Here is a 19,729-nt window from a genome sequence, read left to right as displayed (position 1 = left end):
GGTCCACATGAACAGACGGACAAAACTGCTCCGTTACGGTCTCTTCACCGTGGTGGCGGCCCTGATGGCCACGGTCCTGCCCCCGGCCGCCGTGGCCGGGGCGGCCGATCCCTGCGGTCCCACCACGAACGCGATCGTCTGCGAGAACTCCAAGCCGGGCACCCCGATGGAGGAGTGGTTCGCGCCGAGCGCGTACGGCGACATCAAGGGCTTCCCCGCACAGACGAGCGTCCAGCCCGGCGAAACGGTCCAGTTCAAGGTCCAGTCGCCGACGGCGTACAAGGTCTCGGTCTACCGCCTCGGCCACTACGGGGGTAACGGGGCGCGGCTGATGTCGACCGCGGCCCAGGCCGCCCAGACGTACCCGGCGAACTTCGCTCCCGGCGGGAACCCGGCCGCCTGCACCACCAAGGCCGCCACCGGCCTGGTGGACTGCGGCAACTGGCCGGTCACCGTGTCGTGGAGCGTGCCGGCCGACGCCGTCTCCGGTCTCTACATCGCCAACTTCGACCAGGCGGACGGCAACGGCGTCATGCCGTACCCGTTCGTCGTCCGCAAGGACTCCAGCCACTCCGACATCGTCGTGCAGACCAGCGACCAGACCTGGCAGGCGTACAACAACTACGGCGGCCAGGACCTCTACGACGGCGGCGGTCCCGCGCCGGACGGGCGGGCCTACGAGGTCAGCTACAACCGGCCGATGGACATCGGCGGGGACAACGGCATCTACGGCTCCGAGTTCCAGATGGTCGCGTGGCTGGAGCGCAACGGCTACGACGTGAGCTACATGTCGGGGATCGACATGTCGGTCCGCGGCGCGACCCTGCTGCAGAACCACAAGGTGTTCATGTCCTCCGGGCACGACGAGTACTGGACCCAGGACCAGTTCACCAACGCCCTGAACGCGCGCCGGGCCGGGCAGCACCAGACGTACTTCGCCGGCAACGAGATCTTCTGGAAGACCCGGCTCACACCGAGCATCGACGGGAGCAACACCGCCAACCGGACGCTGGTCTCGTACAAGGAGACCAAGCTCTCCTTCCCGCAGCCGAACGGCATCCCGGACCCGAGCGGGATCTGGACGGGCACCTTCATGGACCCGGCCAGTTCCACCAACGGCCGCCCCTTCCAGCCGCAGAACCAGCTGACCGGTTCGATGTTCAGCGTCAACGGCTACCGCAGCGACGCGATCACCGTGCCGGGCACCTTCGCCAAGCAGCGGCTGTGGCGCAACACGTCCGTCGCGAACCTCACCCCCTCGCAGACCGCCACGTTCCCGCAGGGGACGCTCGGCTACGAGTGGGACAGCGACGTGGAGAACGCCAGCCGCCCGGCCGGACAGATCCAGATGTCGTCCACGACGGTCGACATCGAGGACGGCAAGCTCCTGAAGGACTACGGCAACACCTACGGCAACGGCACCGCGACGCACAGCCTGGTGGCCTTCCGCGACCAGACCTCGCACGCGCTGGTGTTCGGCGCGGGCACGGTGCAGTGGTCCTGGGGCCTGACCAACATGCCCACGAGCAACCCCGACGACACCGTGGTCACCGCCGACAAGCGGATGCAGCAGGCCACCGTGAACGTCTTCGCCGACATGGGCGTCCAGCCCAAGTCCCTGCAGAGCGACCTGGTCGCCTCGACCGCGTCCACGGACACCGTGGGCCCCGGCATCACCGTGACCAGCCCGGCGGCGAACGCCACCGTTCCGGCCCTGCGGCCCGTGACCGTCACCGGTACGGCGACCGACACCGGCGGCGGCGTGGTGGCCCGGGTCGAGGTGTCCACCGACGGCGGGACCACCTGGAAGGCGACCACGGGCCTGGCCGCCTGGAGCTACACGTGGACCCCGACCACCCCGGGCCCCGTGCAGATCAAGGTGCGCGCGGTCGACGACAGCGTCAACATCGGCGCGACCACGACGGTCCCGCTGACCGTCGGCCCCCAGCAGTGCCCCTGCACCGTGTGGCCCGCCGCGGCCGTGCCGGGCACCGTCAACGCCGGTGACGGCAGCGCCGTCGAGCTCGGCGTGAAGATCCGCTCCTCCGTGGCCGGCTCCATCACCGGCGTCCGGTTCTACAAGTCCCCCGCCAACACCGGGACCCACACGGGCAGCCTGTGGAACAGCGCCGGCCAGCGCCTGGCCACCGGCACCTTCACCAACGAGACCGCGTCCGGCTGGCAGCAGCTGAACTTCTCCAGCCCGATCCCGATCAAGCCCAACACCACCTACATCGCCTCCTACTTCGCACCGAACGGCGGATACTCCTTCGACAACACCTTCGCCGCCGCGGACGCGGGCCTGGCCCCGCTCACCGCGCTGAAGAACGGGACCGACGGCGGCAACGGCGTCTACCGCTACAGCGGCACGGGAGGGTTCCCGAACAAGGCGTCGTCCGGCAGCAACTACTGGGTGGACGCGGTCCTGGACACCTCGGGCGCCAGCACGACCCCGCCCACCGTCACCGGGACCTCGCCGCAGTCCGCCGCTACCGGTACCCAGATCACGGCGGCGGTGACGGCCACCTTCAGCACGGCCGTCGACGCGGAGACGCTCACCTTCACCGTGAAGGACTCCGGCGGCGCCGCCGTCCCGGGCACCAAGGTCCTCGGCGCCTCCAACAGCGCCACCTTCACCCCGTCCTCCGAGCTGGCCCTGAACACCACGTACACGGCCTCCGTGCAGGCGTCCGACCTGTGGGGCAACGCCATGACCGCGCCGGTCACGTGGAACTTCACGACCAGTGCGAGCCCGCCGACCGTGAACTGCCCCTGCACCCTGTGGAGCGGCACCGCCACGCCGAGCACCGCCAACGTGGGCTCCGACATCAACTCGGTGGAGCTGGGGACCCGCTTCCAGTCGGCGGTGAACGGCTACATCACCGGTGTCACCTTCTACAAGGGCCCCGGCAACACCGGCACCCACACGGGCAGCCTGTGGTCCGCCTCCGGCACCCTGCTGGCCACCGGGACCTTCGGCAGCGAGACACTGACCGGCTGGCAGCAGCTGCAGTTCACCACCCCCGTGCCCATCACGGCGGGCACCACGTACGTGGCCTCCTACCACGCACCGAACGGCAACTACTCCGTGGACGGCGGCTACTTCAGCGGCGCCCACCGCTCCTACCCACTGGTGGCCCCGGCCGACGCGCCGGGCAGCGGCAACGGGCTCTACAAGTACGGCTCCGCCACGGCGTTCCCGTCGAACACGTTCGGATCCGTGAACTACTGGGTCGGCCCGATCTTCACCACCACCCTGCCGAACACCCTCCAGTCGACGGACGGCTCCACGGAGGTGTCCGGCCAGTGAGCACGGTCAGCGTGGTGATCCCCTGCTACAAGTACGGCCATTTCCTGGCCGACTGCGTCAAGAGCGCCCTGGACGAGCAGGAGGGCGTGGACGTCCGGGTGCTGATCATCGACGACGCCTCGCCCGACGACTCCGCGGACGTGGCGCGCGCGCTGGCGGCGGCCGACCCGCGGATCGAGGTGCGGGTCCACGAGCGCAACCAGGGGCACATCGCGACCTACAACGAGGGCCTGCTGGAGTGGGCCGACGGAGACTACGTCGCCCTGCTCTCGGCCGACGACCGGCTGGTCCCCGGGGCCCTGGTGCGCGCCGCCGCCCTGCTCGACGCCCATCCGGAGGCCGGTTTCGCCTACGGCAGGCCGCTGCGCTTCCTGCACGGCGGCCCGCTGCCGGCGGCCCGTACCCGGTCCACCGGCTCGGTGGTCTATCCGGGGCGGTGGTGGCTGGACCGGCGGTTCCGGGAGGGCACCGGCTGCATCACCTCGCCCGAGGTGGTCGTCCGTACCAGCCTCCAGCGCAAGGTCGGCGGCTACGATCCGGAGCTGCCGCACGCCGGCGACATCGAGATGTGGATGCGGCTCGCGGCGCACGCCGACGTGGGCTACATCGAGGGGGCCGACCAGGCCTTCTACCGCGTCCACGGCAACAACATGTCCACGACGGACTTCGGCGGGCAGCTCGACGACCTGCGCCAGCGCCTCGTCGCCTTCGACTCGGTGCTGGTCAAGTGCGGCGATCTGCTCCCGGGGGCCGACCGGCTGGCACTGGCGGCGCGCACCCGGCTCGCCCGGTACGCGCTGCGGCGCGCCTACCGGGCGTACGACCGGGGCCGCACCGCGGTGGTGCCGGTCGACGAGCTCGTGGAGTTCGCGGCCGAGTGCCTGCCCGACGGCTACACGTCGCTGGGCGAGTACCGGGCGCTGCGGCTGCGCCGGCGGATCGGTCCGGGCGTGATGCCCTACCTTCAGCCGCTCGTGCTGTCGGCGGTCGCCGACCGGGGGCGCGAGTGGCTGTGGTGGCGGTCCTGGAAGCGCCGAGGGATCTGATGCCCCGTCTCCACCGGTTCCACCGGCGGGTCCTCGGGACCGGTGTCGGCGCTCTCGCGCCGGCGCCGGTTCCGGCGTGTCAGGAGCCGGTCGGTCCACAGGGTCGCGGCCACACCGGCGACCACCGCCAGCAGGGCGGCTCCGGCCAGGGACCGCATCCGGTCCCCGGTCCGCGCGACGGCGTGCGGCTGGACCAGCAGGTCCACGCTCATCCGTGCCGCGTCCGGGATGCCCTGCTGGGTCTGGAGTTCGTTCAGGTGCCGGGTGTAGACCTCGATGATCTTCCGTACGGAGGCGTCGGCCACGTCGGGGTCGGAGTGCTCCACCTGGATCTGCAGCGAGGGGATCAGGTGGCGCGGGGTGACGCTGGTGCCGCTGTTGCGCGGTGTCATGCGGTACGCGCCGCCGACCCCCGCCGCCTTGAGCTCGGCCGCGCCCGCGGGCGAGTCCAGCTGCTGCACGACGGCGTACGAGACGGCGGCGAGCGGGGGCTGGAGGTTCGCGAGCTGGTTCGGCTGCCTGCTGGTGACCGGCGGCTTGAGCACCACGATCGCGGAGCTGAGGTGGACCGGTTCGGGCCGCAGCACGGCCGCCGCTCCGGCGGCCGCGAGCAGCGCGGCCACGACCAGGACGTACCAGCGCCGACGCAGCGCGCGGACCAACTCACCAGGCGACACGGGGATCCTTTCCTTCATGTCCGATCTTTGCAGGACCCGGGTAGGTCCGCCATCAAATCCGTTACCCGGCAGGGGTGTTCGTGAGCATTCGTGAATTGGGTGCTGTGCTGCGCCGGCGCTGGTACGTGATCGTGCCGGCGATCCTGCTCAGCCTGCTGGCGGCGCTGCACCTGTACCGGTCGGTGCCGGTGGCGTACCAGTCGCAGAGTTCGGTGGCGCTGCTGGACTCCTCGGCGGCCTCCAAGCTGCCGCCCTCCTTCGGCAATCCCATCTCCAACGCCGGCGGCGCCCTGGTGGTGACCGCGGACGTGCTGATCAGGACGCTGTCGGGGGCGGACTCCGCCCGTGAGCTGCACAGCCTGGGCGTGACCGACCCCTACACCGTCGGGTTCGCCGCGAACACCTCCGGCCCGCTGCTGACGCTGACGGTCACGGGCACCGACCGGGAGAAGGTGCTGGAGGAGACCAACATCCTGACCGGCTTCGCCGGGGAGCAGCTCAACGCGCTCCAGGCCGCGGCCAAGGTGCAGCCCGCCTACATGGTGCAGACCGCGCCGGTGGTGCTGCCGCAGACCCCGGTGCCGCAGCTCAAGAGCCGCTACCAGCAGGTGCTGGGGGTCCTGATCGTCGGCGTCGGCAGCGGGTTCACCCTCTCCTTCGTCGCGGACGCGCTGCTGGCCGCCCGGCGCCGCCGGCGGGAGCGCTCCGCCGAGGAGTCCGGCGGGCCGGGCCGGGCCGGCCGGCGCAGGTCCCGGGGGCGCCATGTGGACGCCACGGCGCTGCTCACCGGCTATCTGGCGCTGGCGTTCTTCATCCCGTCGAACCTGACGCTGCCGGGCCTGGGCGGGGTGGGGACCCCGGCCAACGTGTTCGCCCTGCTGGCCATGTTCTGGTATCTGGCGACGTGGCTCGCGGGACGGATCCGGCCGGCTCCCGGAACCCGGCTGCCGCGGGTGGCGATGTGGCTGCTGGCCGTCTCGGTGCTGGCCTCCTACATCGCGAACGCGGGGCGCGGGAGCGTGCGCAAGGAGCTGCTCGGGGCCGACCGCGGGCTGATCGCGCTGATGGTGTGGGTCTCGCTGGTGGTGCTGGTCTCCGCCGGCATCCAGGACCGGGCGCGCCTGGACGTGCTGCTGCGCCGCGCCGTGGTGATGGGCACGGTCGTGGCGGCCATAGGGTTCTACGACTTCTTCACCGCGACGAACATCGCCGACAGCATCAGCATCCCGGGGCTGTCGTCGAGCGTCCCCCAGATCACGACCCTGGACCGCGGGGCGTTCACCCGGCCCCGGTCCACGACGGCGCAGCCGCTGGAGTTCGGCGGGATGCTGGCGCTGCTGCTGCCCTTCGCCGTGCAGCAGGCCTTCGATCCGGTGCGGCGCCATCTGAAGGCCTGGCGCCGTTGGGGGCCGGTGGCGCTGATGGGCGGGGCGCTGCCGCTGACGGTGTCGCGCACCTCGATCATCGGGGCGCTGATCGTGATCCTGGTGATGGTGCCGCGCTGGAAGCCCGCGCGGCGGTGGACCGCGATCGGTGTGCTGGTGGGCGCGGTGGCCTGCTTCAAGGTGATCATCCCCGGGCTGATCGGCACCATCACCGCCCTGTTCGCTTCCTTCCTGTCGAACTCCGACAGCAGCACGCAGGCCCGTACGGTCAAGTACAGCGCGATCGTCCCCTACCTGGACGAGCGGCCCCTGTTCGGGCGGGGTCTGGGCACGTTCATTCCTGAGCTCTACTTCTTCACCGACAACCAGTACATGCTGACCCTCGCCGAGATGGGGTTCCTGGGGCTGCTGGCGCTCCTGTTCCTCTTCCTGGCCGGCATCCACCAGGGCGGGGCGATCCGCCGGCTGGCCGTCGGCGAGTCCGACCGGGAGCTGGGGCAGGCGTTCTTCGCCTCCGCCCTCGTCGCCCTGGTCGTCAGTGCCACTTTCGACGCACTCAGCTTCCCGATGTTCGCCGGGATGTTCTTCCTGACGATCGCCGCCGGAGGCAGTTACCTCGGCTTCATCCGGCGCGCGGCGCCGAAGCCCCGATCCGTGGAGTTCCCATGTCTTCCCGCCGATCAGCATCCCCCGACCCCCTCGCGGGCACCGGCTCCGGCCCGGTAGCGGTCCTCGTCGTCACCTGGAACAGCGCGGAGGTCCTGCCGGAGTTCCTCGCCTCGCTGCCGAAGGGGATGGCCGGGCTCGACTGGCGTCTGGTCGTCGCCGACAACGACTCCGCCGACGGCACGGTGGAGGTGGTCCGCTCGCTGGCCCCGGACGCGACGGTCGTCCAGACCGGACGCAACGCCGGGTACGCGGCCGGGGTGAACGCCGCTCTGGCGGCCGCGGCCGCGTGGGAGGGCGGCTTCCGGGCGGCCCTGGTGTGCAATCCGGACGTCCGGATGCGGGAGGGCTGCGCCGGGCTGCTCGTGGACGCGCTGGGCGAGGTGCGGCCCGGCGGCACCCGGGTCGGGATCAGCGTCCCGCTGCTGTACGAGGAGGACGGCCGGACGCTGCTGCACTCGCTGCGCCGCGAGTCCAGCGTGACCCGGGCGCTGGGCGAGGCGGTGATCGGCAACCGCCGGGCGGGCCGCTTCCCGCACTGGAGCGAGCTGGTCACGGACCCGGCCGCCTACGGGCGGGAGACGGTGGCGGACTGGGCGACCGGCGCGCTGATGGCGCTGTCCGGGGAGTGCCTGGCGGCGTGCGGGCCGTGGGACGAGTCGTTCTTCCTGTACTCGGAGGAGACCGAGTACTGCCTGCGGGCCCGGGACCTGGGCTTCGTGACCCGGCTGGAGCCCTCGGCCTCGGCCACCCACCTCGGCGGGGACTCCCGGGTGTCGCCGCGGCTGTGGAGCCTGCTGACGGTCAACCGGGTGCGTCTGTTCCGGCGCCGTCACGGTCTGGCGGCCACCACCGCGTTCCGGGCGGCGGTGCTGCTGCGCGAGTCCTCGCGGGCCGTGCTGGGCCGCCCGGCGAGCCTGGCGGCGGCCCGGGCCCTGGCCGGCCGCCCGGCGCCGCACGGTGCCCCGTAGCGTGGTGTCACAGATGCGGGTCGGCCGGTGTCCTGTGGGCGTACCCCTGGAACCGGAGGAGACGCCATGAGCGAGGACGGCGCCGGCGCGGCGACCGAGACCTTCGTCGCGCACCGCAATCTGCTGTTCACCGTGGCCTACGAGATGCTCGGTTCGGCGGCCGACGCGGAGGACGTCCTCCAGGAGACCTGGCTGCGCTGGGTGGAGGTCGATCTGGAGCAGGTGCGCGACCGGCGCGCGTACCTGGTGCGGATCACGACCCGGCAGGCGCTGAACCGGCTGCGCGCGATGAGCCGCCGCAAGGAGGCGTACGTCGGGTCCTGGCTGCCCGAACCGCTGCTCACCGCGCCGGACGTGGCCGAGGACGCGATGCTCGCGGAGAGCGTGTCGACGGCGCTGATGCTCGTCCTGGAGACGCTGTCGCCGACGGAGCGTGCCGTCTTCGTGCTGCGGGAGGTCTTCGACGTGGGCTACGAGGAGATCGCGGCCGCGGTCGGCAAGAGCTCGGCGGCGGTCCGCCAGATCGCCCACCGCGCCCGGCGGCACGTCGACGCGCGGCGGCCGCGGCAGGCGGTCTCGGCCGCCCAGACGCGGGCGGCGCTGGAGTCCTTCCGCAGTGCGCTGGAGTCCGGCGATCCGCAGGACCTCCTCGCCGTCCTGGCTCCCGACGTGGTCCTGGTGGCCGACGGCGGCGGCATCAAGCAGGCGGCGCTGCGGCCGATCACCGGTGCCGAGAAGGTGGCCCGGTTCATGGCGGGCGGGATCGGCAGGAACAACAGGAAGGACGTCGCGATGTCCTTCGAGCCGACGGTGGTCAACGGCAACCCGGCCCTGGCGGTGCACCTGGGCGGGGAGTTCGACGGGATCATGACCTTCCGGGTCGAGGACTCCCGTATCACCGGCCTCTACTACGTCCGCAACCCGGAGAAGCTGGCCCGTGTCGCGTCGGAGATCCCGCTGGCCCTGCGGTGAGGCCGGCCGTCCCCGCCCCTCCTCAGGCGCCGTCCCACGCGGTGTAGAAGCTGCCGGGGTTGACCAGGTAGCGGACGGTGGGGCGGGGCAGGTGGCGCACCTCGTGGTGGCGGGCGTAGCGGCGGATGAGTTCCCAGTCCTCGCGGGGCAGCACCTCGGGGGTGCGCCGCAGCCGGCTGAAGTGCAGGGCCCGGCTGCGGCGGGCCACGAAGGCGTTGGTGTCGAGGAAGGCCTCGTGGGCGGCGCGGCGGCGGTCGAAGGGCACCGACAGGACGTCGCGTTCGGTGCCGTCGGGCAGCACCCTGCGCAGTGCGGTGTAGACGGCGTCGGGTCCGCCGGGCGCGTCCAGTGCGGCCAGGGCGTGCTCCAGGTGGTCGGGCTCCCACAGGTTGTCGTCGTCGAGGAAGGCCACGTAACGGGAGCGGGTGAGCCGGATGCCGACGTTGCGCACGACTCCGGCGGTGGCGGTGTTGCGGGCCAGGGAGACGGCGAACAGGCGCGGGTCGCAGGGCAGTTCGGGCAGGCCGGCGCCGTCGTCGACGACGATGACCACCTGGTCGGCGACGGTCTGCGCCAGGGCGGAGCGGACTGCGGCGCGCAGCGCGTCGGGGCGGCGGTGGGTGGCGATCACGGTGGCGACCCGGGCGTACGGCGGCCGGCCCAGGACGGCGGCGAGGCGCGTGGTCTCGGCGTCCTCGAAGCGCCTGAGCCGTACGGCGGAGGGCAGGAGCAGGAGTTTGTTGCGGGCCTCGAAGAGCACCAGCCAGCCGAAGGCCCGCTTGAGCAGTTCCCAGGGGGCCCGGGCGATACGGCGCATGTCGCTCTCTCCGTGTGGGGTCGGGGGTCAGGAGGCGGGTTCCACGGGACGGCCGTCGGACATGCGGTTGTCCTTCCACACGTTCCCGGCGCCGCCCGCGTTCCAGGCGGTGACCGGTCCGTAGGCGCCACTGGCCGGGTGGTACTGGGTGGAAAAGACGTTGCCGGTGACCCGGATGCCGGTGGCGCCCGGGCCGCCGCCGTAGAGTGCGTAGGCTCCGCCGGCCAGCCAGTTGTCCTCGACGACGACGGAGGAGACGACCCCGGTGTCGGCGAAGAGGCCGACGGCGGCGGTGGAGCCCTTGTCGACGGGGGTGGAGTTGAGCAGGGTGTTGTGCCGGATCGTGAGCCGGCCCTTGTTGCCGCCGCCGCTGATGACGGCGTCGATGTGCTGCCATTCGCCGCCCTGGTTGCGGAAGGCGACGAGGTCGTGGACGTAGTTGTCGTGCAGGTCGCCCTGGCCCATGGACAGGGCGTTGCCGAACACGGAGATGTCGCACCAGCCGACCTCGATGGAGCTGCCGCCCATGTTCGAGACGGCGTAGTTGACGCCTCCGTTGTCGGGGCCCTTGCCCGGTACGGCGGTGATGGTGGTGTGCAGGACCTTGAGCCCGCTGAAGCCGGGGCGCAGGTTGACGCCCCACCAGTTGGTGGAGGTGATCCGGCTGTCGATGATCGTGACGTCGTTGGCGTAGACGTCGAGCGAGCCGCGGATGTCCCAGCCCTTGATGACCGTGCCGTCCTTCTTGATGGACATGTTGCCGGTGTCGTGCCGTTCGAGGGCGATCCGCGGTCCGGTGCTGTTCGCGTCGGGGTATCCGCAGGCCCCGGGTGAGGTGCAGGCGGTGGCGGAGGCGGCGGGCGACGGTTCGCCCGTTCCCGGCGGGGCCGTCGGGGAGGGTGTGGCCGTCGGGCCCGGTGTGGTGGTGGGAGCGGGCGTCGCCGTATCGGGCAGGGCGCCCGAAGGCGCCGCGGAAGGCGCGGCCTTCGGGTCGCTCACGCCGGTGCGGTCGGCGTCGTAGAGGGTGAGGACGACGGCCAGGACCACCCCGGCGAGCAGCCACGCCACGAGGCGCCTTCGGTTCCGTAACATGGCCGGTCGCCTATCCTCGGAGCGTTTTTCGGGCGGGCAGGAGGCACACGGCGTACACCAGGGTGCCGGCGGCCGCGGTGGCCAGGAGCGCGGGCACGGAGTCGCCGAGGTAGCGCTCCAGTACGAGGAGCGCCGCGGCCATCACGGCTCCGCCGAGCAGCGGCCAGACGCAGGCCCGGACGAGGGTGCCCAGGGGGATGCCGCCGCGGTGCAGGGCGAGGAGGAACACCGGGACCACCACGGCCCCGGCGACCACGACGTGGCCCTGGGCCACGCCGACGATGCCGCCGCCGCGGGCGCCGATCACCAGGGCCGGGATCAGCAGGACGAGCCACAGGCCCTGGACGGCGATGAGCGAGCTGCGCCGGCCGATGGCCACCAGGCAGTCGTAGGCGAGTTCGCAGCCGATGCGGACCAGGCCCAGGGCCATCAGCCAGGGCAGGGCGCCGGCCGCGGGCAGCCAGCGTTCGCCGTAGACGAGCCCGATGACGGGTGCGGCGAGGGCGGCCAGCAGGACGCAGAGGGGGACGGTGGCCGCGGTCACCACGCCGAGGGCGCGGGCGAATCCGGCGGCCAGGGCCTGTGGTGTGTCGGCCAGCCGGGAGAAGCCGGCGAAGGAGACGCGGCGGGCGGCTTCGGAGATGATGCGGACGGGCCAGCCGGAGATGTTGAAGGCGAGCACGTAGAAGCCGAGGGCGAGGGGGTCCAGGGTGGAGCCCACGACCATGGTGTCCACGTTGACCACGCCGAGGGCGAGCATGCTGGCCCCGGCGAGCGGCAGGCCGAACTTCAGCAGGGCGCGGGCCTGTTCCCGGTCCCAGCCGAACCTCAGGGTGCCGGGAGCGGCGAGGCAGCAGCCGATGAGGGCGGCGACGTTGCCGACGACGGATCCCCAGGCGAAGCTCATCGCGCCCCAGCCCTGGACGGCCAGCAGCAGGGTCACGGCGGTGCTGAGGACGAAGTTGAGGCCGTCGACCGCCATCCTGCGGCCCTGGGCGAACTCGCGTGTGAGGAAGCCGGCCGGTACCTGGGAGAGTCCGTCGAGGACCACGCACAGGCACATGACCCGCAGGACCCCGGAGGCTTCGGGTGAGCCGAGCACGTCGGCGACGGCCGGGGCGGTCAGGAAGAGCACGGCGTAGAGCAGGCAGCTGGAGGCGGCGCTCAGGGTCAGGACGGTGGGGGCGAAGCGGCGCGGGTCGCCCTCCCAGCGGACGATGGCGAGGGAGACGCCGAGTTCGTTCGCGGAGAGCAGGACGAGCAGGACGGTCTGGGCGATGCCGTACACGCCCCAGGCCTCGGGCCCGAGGAAGTAGCGGGCGAGGACGATGCCGGTCGCGAAGTTGCCCAGGCGCATCACGACGGTGTTGATCAGGCTCCACTTGGCGGCGGAGCCGACCTTGCGCCCCAGGGAGGGCGCCGCGGGGGCGGTCTGCGTGCTCGTGCCGGTGTCGGTCACGTCGCCCCCGCCCCGCCCGGGCCGACCGTGCGCAGGGCCATGGTCTCGTCGGTCGCGCCGGCTGCCGCGCCGACGGGTACGGGAGCCTGCGTGGCGGTGGGCGTCCCGGCGGGGGCCGGGCGGTTCTTCCCGCGCGGGGTGCGCCTGCGGGCCTCCACGAAGAAGACGGCGACCAGGCTGAGGACGAAGCCCAGCGCGCCCACCATCACGATGTACTGGATGCGGGTCTTGGTCTGTGCCTCCGGCTTCTGCGGGGGCACGATCGTCGCCATCCGGATCATGGCCTCGGGGGCCACGGACTGCTGGGTCTGGAACTCCTTGAGCCGCTTGTCGGCGTAGCCGGCGAGGAGTTCGTCGGACTTCAGGACGGCCGCCGGGTCGGTGCCGGTGACGGTCAGCCACATGAAGGGGCCCTGGGCGTTGTCGGCGATCTTCACTTCGTGCTTGCCGGTGACGCCGAGGGCCTTCAGGTCGGCCTTGGCCCCGTCCGAGTTGAGGTTGCGGGCGAGGCCGTCGGCCATGCCGGTCAGCGAGGCCTGCGTGCTGAGGAAGGGGTTTCCGTCGAAGGCCTCGGTGGCCTTCGACGAGTTGAGCAGCGTGACGGTGCTCTGCGACTGGTACTCCACCGGGATCAGCAGGTGCACGGCGGTGGTGAGTGCCGCCGTCAGCAGCAGTCCGGGCAGCAGCACGTACCAGCGCCTGCGCATGACCCGCCATATCTCGGCGAGATCCATGGTCTTCCCCCTTGTTGCGGATGTTTCCGGTTACTGCGGTCCGTGCCCGGCGGCCGGCACGAGGTCGGTGGGTCTGGGCCGGGTGCGGGCCGTGCCGCCGTCGAGGAGGACGGCGGCGATGCGCTCGCTGGCGCGGCCGTCCCACAGGGCGGGGCAGCGCGGTGCGGGCGGGGTGTCGAGGACCTGGTCGACGGTGGCGACGATCCGGTCCGGGTCGGTGCCGGCGAGGACGTTGGTGCCCTCTTCGACGGTGACGGGGCGCTCGGTGTTCTCCCGGAGGGTCACGCAGGGCACGCCCAGCGCGGTGGTCTCCTCCTGGACGCCGCCGGAGTCGGTGAGGACCAGGCGGGCGGAGTCCTGCAGGGCGATGAAGTCGAGGTACCCCGCGGCCGGTACGAGCCGGATGCCGTCGGGGACGCCCAGGTCGGCCAGCCGCTCGGCGGCCCGCGGGTGCACGGGCAGCAGCAGCGGGCAGCGGCCGGCGATCTCGCCGAGGGCCTTGAGCAGGCCGCGCAGCGCGCCGGGGTCGTCCACGTTGGCGGGCCGGTGCAGGGTGACCAGGCCGTACTCGCCGCGGGTCAGGCCGTAGCGGTCCAGGACGTCGGACTGCCGGGCCCGGTCCAGGTTGGCGAGGAGGGTGTCGATCATGACGTTGCCGACGACGTGGATCTGGTCCTCGCGGTAGCCCTCCGCGCGCAGGTTCACGGCGGCGTCGGGCGAGGGGGCCAGAAGGTAGTCGCTGACGCGGTCGGTGGCGACCCGGTTGACCTCCTCGGGCATGCTCCAGTCGCGGCTGCGCAGCCCTGCTTCCACGTGGGCCAGCAGCGGGCCGGCCTTGGCGGTCACCAGGGCGCAGGCGAGGGTGGAGTTGATGTCCCCGACCACCACCACGGCGTCCGGGGCCAGTTCGTCGAGCAGCGGCTCGAAGGCGGCCATCACCCGTCCGGTCTGCTGGGCGTGGCTGCCCGATCCGGCGCCGAGGTACCGGTCGGGCGGCCGGATGCCGAGGTCGCGGAAGAACACGTCGTTCATGGACTCGTCGTAGTGCTGTCCGGTGTGGACGAGGACCACCTCGGCGCCGCGGCGCTCCAGTGCGTCCATCACCGGTTTGATCTTCATGTAGTTGGGGCGCGCCCCGGCGACGCAGACGATCCTGGTCATGGGTTCAGAGCACCTCCACCTTCGGTCCGGTCATGCGGTTGCGGGTGTCGAGCACGAAGGAGGCGTGCTCGGTGATCATCTGGTAGTCGAAGGAGTCGTGGTCGGTGAGCAGGACGACGACGTCGGCGGCGGCCAGCTCCTTGCGGGTGGCCTCGACCCGGGCGAGGCGGGCGTCGACCTTCACGCTCTCGACCACGTGCGGATCGACGGCGCGGACCTTGGCCCCCATGTCGAGGAGCAGCTGAGCGATGCGTACGGCGGGCGATTCGCGGGCGTCGCCGGTGTTCTTCTTGTACGCGAGGCCGAGCAGGAGGATCCGTGAGCCGTTGACGGAGCGGCGCTTGGCGTTGAGGGCGTCCATCACGCGGCGCGTCACGTATTCGGGCATGTGGTTGTTGATGTCGTTGGCGAGTTCGACGAAGCGGAAGTTCTGGCCCAGTTCGCGCTGGACCCGCCAGTTGAGGTACGAGGGGTCGATGGGCAGGCAGTGCCCGCCGACGCCCGGGCCGGGGGTGAACTTCATGAAGCCGAAGGGCTTGCTGGAGGCGGCCTCGATGGACTGCCAGACGTCGATGTCGAGGTGGCGGGCGAACATGGCGATCTCGTTGACGAGGGCGATGTTCACGTGCCGGAAGGTGTTCTCCAGCAGCTTCGCCAGCTCGGCCTCCTTGGGCGAGCGCACCGGCACGGTGGTGTCGACGAGCTGCCCGTAGAAGGCCTCGACGGCCTTCAGGGAGGCGGCGTCGACGCCGGAGACGACCTTGGGCGTCTGCTGGAAGCCCCAGACGGTGTTGCCCGGGTCGATGCGCTCGGGGCTGTATCCGAGGTGGAAGTCGGCGCCGGCGGTGAGTCCGGAGCCGTCCTCCAGGATCGGGGCGAACAGCTCCTCGGTGGTGCCCGGGTAGGTGGTGGATTCCAGGATCACGGTCGCACCCGGGCGCAGGAAGCGGGCCAGGGTGTGGGCGGACTCCTCGATGTAGCGCAGGTCGGGAGCCCCGTCCTGTAAGGGGGTGGGGACGGTGACGACGGCGACGTCGAAACCGCCGCAGTCCCGGGCGAGTTCGCTCGGGCGGTAGGTGCCGCGCTCCAGGGCGCGGGCGAGGCGTTCGGAGGTGACGTCCTCCACGTACGACTCTCCGGCGGCGAGGCTCTTGACCCGCCGCTCGTCGACGTCGTAACCGATCACCTGGTGGCCGACCTCGGCGGCCCTGATGGCCAGCGGAAGTCCGACGTATCCCTGTCCCACGACGACGACGCGCATCAGCAGTGACTCCTGTTCGCGGAACCGGCAGACGGTGTGCGGTGGATGAGCTCCCGGACCGTCATGGCGAGGAAGGCGGCATTGGTGGTGAGGTAGCGCTTGCCGAGGCGGCGCGGTTCCTGGAGGGTCCGGTAGAACCATTCGAGGCCCATGCGCTGCCAGACGAGCGGGGCCCGCTTGGTGATGCCGGCGAGGATGTCGAAGGAGCCTCCGACGCCGTGGACGACGTGGGCGCCGGTGCGCTTGCCGTAGCCGGCGGTGAAGATCTCCTTCTTGGGCGAGGTCATGCCGAGGAAGAGCAGGCGGGCGCCGCTGTCGGCGACACAGTCGGCGATCTCCTCCTGGTCGGCGTCGCCGAAGTAGCCGTTGCGGCTGCCGGCGACCCGCAGTCCGGGGAAGCGTTCGGAGATCTGCCCGAGCATCATCTCCAGCACTTCCTGCTGGGCGCCGAGGAGGTAGACGGGGATGTCCGCGACCTCGGCGGCGGCGAGGAGACGCATGAACAGGTCGATGCCTGCGACCCGTTCGGGCAGCCGGACGCCCAGGACACGGCCGGCCCAGACCACGGCCTGGCCGTCGGCGAGGACGAGGTCGCAGCCTGCGACGGCTTCGGCGAGGGCCGGGTCGCGCCGCATGTTGACGAGCTTGGCGGCGTTGACCATGCCGATCTCGATCTGCTCCCCGCGCCGGACGGCGTCCAGGCAGCGCTGGACGGTCTCGTCCATGGTCAGGGGGTCGAGTGCGACCCCGAAGAGGGTGTGACGGGTCATCTCTGCGGCCCCCCGAGCCAGGCGAACAGCATCCAGCCGAACTCGTACGGACGGCACTCGCGGTCCACGGCGCGGGGGCGGAAGAGCACGTCCAGGGGTGCGAGCCTGGCGTGCGGGGCGACCCTGGTGGTGAGCCCGCGGGCGGCCCGGACGGCCTTCTTGGGGTCGCCGCGGTAGACCTTGCGCCAGGTGAGGCCGAGGTCCTCCCGGATCATCGGCTCGCGCGGGGTCCCGGTGGGTCCGGCGAGTTCGGGGACCTCCGTCATCCAGCGCAGTCCCCGGCGGATCGCCGCGCCGAAGTCGGTGCCGCCGGCCTCGGCGAGGTCGAACAGGGCGGTCGGGGCCATCGCGTGCTGGTGCACGCTGTAGACGGGGTAGCCCTCGATCACGCCGCCCTCGCGGGCGTCGTAGTGCCACCACCACTGTCCGCCGTCGCCCTGGAGGTCGACGATGCGGGCGGCGCAGGCGTCGGCGGCCGCGAGGGCCTCCGGGTCGTCGCCGCTCGCGTGCAGCCGGGCGAGGGCCTGCAACGGGTAGGTCTGGTCGGCGAAGCAGGCCACGTGCGCGCGGTAGCCGGGCACCAGTCCCGGGCCGGTGGCGTGCGGGAACAGCGGACTGCTGCCGGTCCGGGCCGCCAGCAGGCGGTCGCGGGCGGCCGCGAGGCGTTCCTCGATGTCCACGGCGCTGCGCGCGGCCGCGAGGGCGGAGAGCACCCAGGCCGCCTCGACCGTGTACTGCGGCCGTCCGTGCAGGTCCAGGGCGGCGACCCGGTCCAGGGCGTCGGACAGTTTGGGGTGGCCGGTCTCCGCGGCGGCCCAGGCGATGAGCGCCGCGTCGCCGAGGTTCACCACCCCGGGCAGCCTCTCCACGAGCAGTCCGGTGAACTCCTCGGCGCTGCGTCCGCCGAACAGGGCGCGCTGCCGTTCCTCGGGCAGGAACCGGGCACCCAGTGCGGTGATGGCCGCGTACCGGGTGCTGGTCCCCCGCAGTTCCAGGCGGCGGGTGCCCTCGGGCGAGACCGCTCCGGCCCTGGTGAAGACGAAGGTCTCGGCCTCGGGCAGATACATGGCGGGCAGACCCGCCTCGGCCAGCCCGAGCAGCCGCTGCGCCAGCGCGTGCAGCGTCGGGTCCTCTTCGGCCAGTGCTCCTAATCGTGTGATGGTCATCGGGTCCCCACCCCGACGCCCCGGGTGCCGCTCGCACCCCGCATGTCCGAGCTCTTCGGCTCCAACACACCTACCCCCTCTGATCGCTCCTCGGACGGACCTGGCGGTCGTCATTCCGCGGAGGGGGACTGCGCGTGACGGCGCCCGTGCCCGCGGCGTTGCGACGCCGCGGGCACGAGCCGTCCCAGGCTGCCGTCTGGATCCCCCCAGCGATGCCTCGGACCGGGACACGCGCGCACGGCAGTGTCGGCGGGCACGGTGGAACCGTGCTCCGCCGGGCGCTGCCCGCGGTGCCCTCGTCGTACACAACCCCCCACTGAACAAGGCCTGTTGCCTGCTCAGATCCCGTGTGCAGGGACACGTTATGCCCACGGATGTTCATTGATTGTGGTTTTGAGGAAATGCTTGTGGCCTAAATTGCCGACATTCCGTCAGTTGCGCTCGACGAGCGTGCCGTCCTTCTCGTCGTGCAGCGCCCCCGTGCGCGGACACTCCCACGTGCCCGGCTCGCCGTCGCGCTCCACCAGCCGGACGCCGGCCCGGCCCACCCAGCCGATCCGGCGGGCCGGCACCCCGGCCACGAGCGCGAAGTCGGGCACGTCCTTGGAGACCACCGCCCCGGCCGCGACGAGGGCCCAGCGCCCGACGCGCACCCCCGCCACGCACACCGAACGGGCCCCCAGCGAGGCACCCTCGGCCACCACGACCCCGGCGGCCTCCCAGTCGCCGTCGCGTTTGATCCTGCCGTCGGGGTCGACCGCGCGCGGGTAGAAGTCGTTGGTGAGGACGGCCGCCGGGCCGATGAACACCCCGTCGCCGAGCTCCGCCGGCTCGTACACGAGCGCGTAGTTCTGGAGCTTGACGTGGTCGCCGATCCGTACGCCCGGCCCCACGTACGCGCCGCGCCCCACGATGCACCCGCGGCCGAGCCGGGCCTCCTCGCGTATCTGTGCCAGATCCCAGATCGTGGTCCCCTCGCCGAGCTCGGCGCTCTCGTCGACCTGCGAGGTGGGCTGAATGCGGACACTCACGGCACGGTCCCCTATCGGTTCGTGAGACGTACGGCGCACAGACGTGCGAAGGCACGGACGTCCGGGTGTTCAGACGTTCCGGTGCTCAGGCGTACGGAAGTACGCGCCGAGCATATGCGCCCGCGGGCCGCTCCACCCGTGGATCAACCGACTGTTCATCCAACGCACTTGGGAGTCGTCACAGGAGGCGTTCGGGAACCGGGACCGCGGGGGCGGCGTGCACGCGCAGCCGCCCGCCGGACGAGCGGAACTCCACCTCTCCCATGGGGTCGGCCGTGACCTCGCCGACGACGGCGGCCAGCCGGCCGCGGGGGTGGGCGTGCAGGGCCGCCAGCACCCGGGCGGTACGCGCGGGCGGGACGAACAGGCACAGGCACCCGGCGCACGCCGCGTCCAGGGGAGCGAGGCCCCGGGCGCCGAGGGCCACGCGGGCCTCGTGGCGTACGGGCAGGGCGGACTCCTCGACGCGCAGCGTCAGGCCGCGGCCCGCCGCGGTCTGGCGCAGCACCTCCGCCAGGCCTCCCGCGACCACGGTCCGGGCGTGGCGGACGTCGGCGCGCACGGTGCGCATCAGGTCGGCCAGGGGGGCGCAGTCGCTGGGCACGTGGTGCTCGTAGCCGAGGCCGTCGCGCAACGAGACCAGGTGGGCGGCGTGGCTGCCCAGCGGCCCGGTCACCACGATGCGGTCCCCCGGCCGGACCGCGTGGAGCTCCAGGGCGGGCCCGGCGCCCGGCACCCCGAACGCGGTCGTGGTGACGAAGACCCGGTCCGCCTCGCCCGCGCGGACGACCTGGGTGTCCACCGCGGCGACGGCGACCCGGGCCTCGGCGGCCGCGGTGCGCACCGATGCGGTCAGCCGGTGCACCAGTTCCAGCGGGAGGCCGGCCTCCAGCACGATGCCGAGGGCGACGTGCCGGGGCTCGGCGCCGGTGGCGGCCAGTTCGTTGACGGCTCCGCAGACGGCCACCCGGCCGATGTCGCCGTTGCCGAAGAAGGGCGGGTCGACGACGTAGGTCCCGGTGCGGACGACCAGGCCGCGGTCCGGGAGGAGTTCCTCCTCGACCAGGGCGCGCACGCCCGGGCCGAAACCGACCTGGGCCGCGTCCCATCCCTGTGCGTACGTCACGCCGCCCCCCGATGCGCCCGCCGGTTCATGATCGCCCCATCATCCTGCGCCCGGGGGGCCGCGCCTACCCGTGTCACGCGCGCGG

Annotated in this window: 16 protein-coding genes; 5 read left to right on the top strand and 11 right to left on the bottom strand. The window is 72.1% G+C overall.

The features are described from left to right. Positions 1-7 precede the first annotated feature (7 nt). Together AB0O53_RS27920 and AB0O53_RS27915 are read left to right on the top strand one after the other, a co-directional pair. Positions 8-3,310, top strand: coding sequence for a DUF4082 domain-containing protein (locus AB0O53_RS27920; protein ID WP_350992508.1), 3,303 nt, complete (start codon positions 8-10; stop codon positions 3,308-3,310). After that, positions 3,307-4,356 carry a glycosyltransferase gene (locus AB0O53_RS27915; RefSeq protein WP_350992510.1) on the top strand — a complete coding sequence of 350 codons (1,050 nt, stop codon included), beginning with the start codon at positions 3,307-3,309 and terminating at the stop codon, positions 4,354-4,356. Before AB0O53_RS27920 ends, AB0O53_RS27915 begins: the two co-directional genes overlap by 4 nt. On the opposite strand, the gene AB0O53_RS27910 is transcribed toward AB0O53_RS27915, so the two are convergent. Beyond that, on the bottom strand, positions 4,275-5,051 hold the full coding sequence (locus AB0O53_RS27910; RefSeq protein WP_350992512.1) for a hypothetical protein: 777 nt from the start codon (positions 5,049-5,051) through the stop codon (positions 4,275-4,277). The two genes, AB0O53_RS27915 and AB0O53_RS27910, sit on opposite strands and share 82 nt — an antisense overlap. Positions 5,052-5,113: 62 nt before the next feature. Between AB0O53_RS27910 and AB0O53_RS27905 the strand changes: the two genes are divergently transcribed. The 3 genes from AB0O53_RS27905 (at position 5,114) to AB0O53_RS27895 (ending at position 9,027) form a co-directional block, all read left to right on the top strand. Next, complete coding sequence (locus AB0O53_RS27905; protein WP_350992514.1) at positions 5,114-7,144, top strand: O-antigen ligase family protein; 2,031 nt, start codon at positions 5,114-5,116, stop codon at positions 7,142-7,144. Further along, positions 7,084-8,055 carry a glycosyltransferase family 2 protein gene (locus AB0O53_RS27900; protein WP_365199150.1) on the top strand — a complete coding sequence of 324 codons (972 nt, stop codon included), beginning with the start codon at positions 7,084-7,086 and terminating at the stop codon, positions 8,053-8,055. Before AB0O53_RS27905 ends, AB0O53_RS27900 begins: the two co-directional genes overlap by 61 nt. Before the next feature lie 66 nt (positions 8,056-8,121). After that, positions 8,122-9,027: an RNA polymerase sigma-70 factor gene (locus AB0O53_RS27895; RefSeq protein WP_365199147.1), complete on the top strand. Its 906-nt coding sequence runs from the start codon at positions 8,122-8,124 to the stop codon at positions 9,025-9,027. Positions 9,028-9,049: 22 nt separating this feature from the next. On the opposite strand, the gene AB0O53_RS27890 is transcribed toward AB0O53_RS27895, so the two are convergent. The 10 genes from AB0O53_RS27890 to AB0O53_RS27845 form a co-directional block, all read right to left on the bottom strand. Next, on the bottom strand, positions 9,050-9,844 hold the full coding sequence (locus AB0O53_RS27890) for a glycosyltransferase family 2 protein (protein WP_350992518.1): 795 nt from the start codon (positions 9,842-9,844) through the stop codon (positions 9,050-9,052). A gap of 27 nt (positions 9,845-9,871) precedes the next feature. Then, positions 9,872-10,936, bottom strand: coding sequence for a hypothetical protein (locus AB0O53_RS27885; protein WP_350992520.1), 1,065 nt, complete (start codon positions 10,934-10,936; stop codon positions 9,872-9,874). Positions 10,937-10,946: 10 nt separating this feature from the next. After that, positions 10,947-12,395, bottom strand: a complete 1,449-nt coding sequence (locus AB0O53_RS27880) for an oligosaccharide flippase family protein (RefSeq protein ID WP_365199142.1) — start codon at positions 12,393-12,395, stop codon at positions 10,947-10,949. Beyond that, a complete protein-coding gene (locus AB0O53_RS27875; protein ID WP_350992524.1) occupies positions 12,392-13,129 on the bottom strand; it encodes a YveK family protein in 738 nt (245 codons plus the stop codon). Before AB0O53_RS27875 ends, AB0O53_RS27880 begins: the two co-directional genes overlap by 4 nt. 30 nt (positions 13,130-13,159) lie before the next feature. Continuing rightward, on the bottom strand, positions 13,160-14,290 hold the full coding sequence (gene wecB / locus AB0O53_RS27870) for a non-hydrolyzing UDP-N-acetylglucosamine 2-epimerase (protein WP_350992526.1): 1,131 nt from the start codon (positions 14,288-14,290) through the stop codon (positions 13,160-13,162). 4 nt (positions 14,291-14,294) lie between these two features. After that, a complete protein-coding gene (locus AB0O53_RS27865; RefSeq protein WP_350992528.1) occupies positions 14,295-15,551 on the bottom strand; it encodes a nucleotide sugar dehydrogenase in 1,257 nt (418 codons plus the stop codon). Then, positions 15,551-16,321 (bottom strand): WecB/TagA/CpsF family glycosyltransferase, encoded by a 771-nt coding sequence (locus AB0O53_RS27860; RefSeq protein WP_350992530.1) that lies wholly within the window; start codon positions 16,319-16,321, stop codon positions 15,551-15,553. The genes AB0O53_RS27865 and AB0O53_RS27860 overlap by 1 nt, the downstream gene beginning before the upstream one ends. Then, positions 16,318-17,487 (bottom strand): hypothetical protein, encoded by a 1,170-nt coding sequence (locus tag AB0O53_RS27855; protein WP_365199137.1) that lies wholly within the window; start codon positions 17,485-17,487, stop codon positions 16,318-16,320. Before AB0O53_RS27855 ends, AB0O53_RS27860 begins: the two co-directional genes overlap by 4 nt. Positions 17,488-17,918: 431 nt before the next feature. Next, entirely contained in the window at positions 17,919-18,518 is a 600-nt protein-coding gene (locus AB0O53_RS27850) for an acyltransferase (RefSeq protein ID WP_350992534.1), read from the bottom strand. Between the two features lie 178 nt (positions 18,519-18,696). Then, a complete protein-coding gene (locus AB0O53_RS27845; protein WP_365199134.1) occupies positions 18,697-19,644 on the bottom strand; it encodes an AIR synthase-related protein in 948 nt (315 codons plus the stop codon). Positions 19,645-19,729 lie beyond the last annotated feature (85 nt).

It is taken from the genome of Streptomyces erythrochromogenes (genome assembly GCF_040684695.1).
Lineage (GTDB): Bacteria > Actinomycetota > Actinomycetes > Streptomycetales > Streptomycetaceae > Streptomyces > Streptomyces erythrochromogenes_C.
The sequence above is the reverse complement of the archived record's forward strand: the minus strand, read 5'-3'. Positions and strand labels throughout refer to the sequence as shown.

Coding starts and splice junctions, on each gene's coding strand:
- AB0O53_RS27920 (WP_350992508.1), top strand. CDS start 8: ATGAACAGACGGACAAAACTGCTCCGTTACGGTCTCTTCACCGTGGTG.
- AB0O53_RS27910 (WP_350992512.1), bottom strand. CDS start 5,051: ATGAAGGAAAGGATCCCCGTGTCGCCTGGTGAGTTGGTCCGCGCGCTG.
- AB0O53_RS27900 (WP_365199150.1), top strand. CDS start 7,084: ATGTCTTCCCGCCGATCAGCATCCCCCGACCCCCTCGCGGGCACCGGC.
- AB0O53_RS27895 (WP_365199147.1), top strand. CDS start 8,122: ATGAGCGAGGACGGCGCCGGCGCGGCGACCGAGACCTTCGTCGCGCAC.
- AB0O53_RS27890 (WP_350992518.1), bottom strand. CDS start 9,844: ATGCGCCGTATCGCCCGGGCCCCCTGGGAACTGCTCAAGCGGGCCTTC.
- AB0O53_RS27885 (WP_350992520.1), bottom strand. CDS start 10,936: ATGTTACGGAACCGAAGGCGCCTCGTGGCGTGGCTGCTCGCCGGGGTG.
- AB0O53_RS27875 (WP_350992524.1), bottom strand. CDS start 13,129: ATGGATCTCGCCGAGATATGGCGGGTCATGCGCAGGCGCTGGTACGTG.
- wecB (WP_350992526.1), bottom strand. CDS start 14,290: ATGACCAGGATCGTCTGCGTCGCCGGGGCGCGCCCCAACTACATGAAG.
- AB0O53_RS27865 (WP_350992528.1), bottom strand. CDS start 15,551: ATGCGCGTCGTCGTCGTGGGACAGGGATACGTCGGACTTCCGCTGGCC.
- AB0O53_RS27860 (WP_350992530.1), bottom strand. CDS start 16,321: ATGACCCGTCACACCCTCTTCGGGGTCGCACTCGACCCCCTGACCATG.
- AB0O53_RS27855 (WP_365199137.1), bottom strand. CDS start 17,487: ATGACCATCACACGATTAGGAGCACTGGCCGAAGAGGACCCGACGCTG.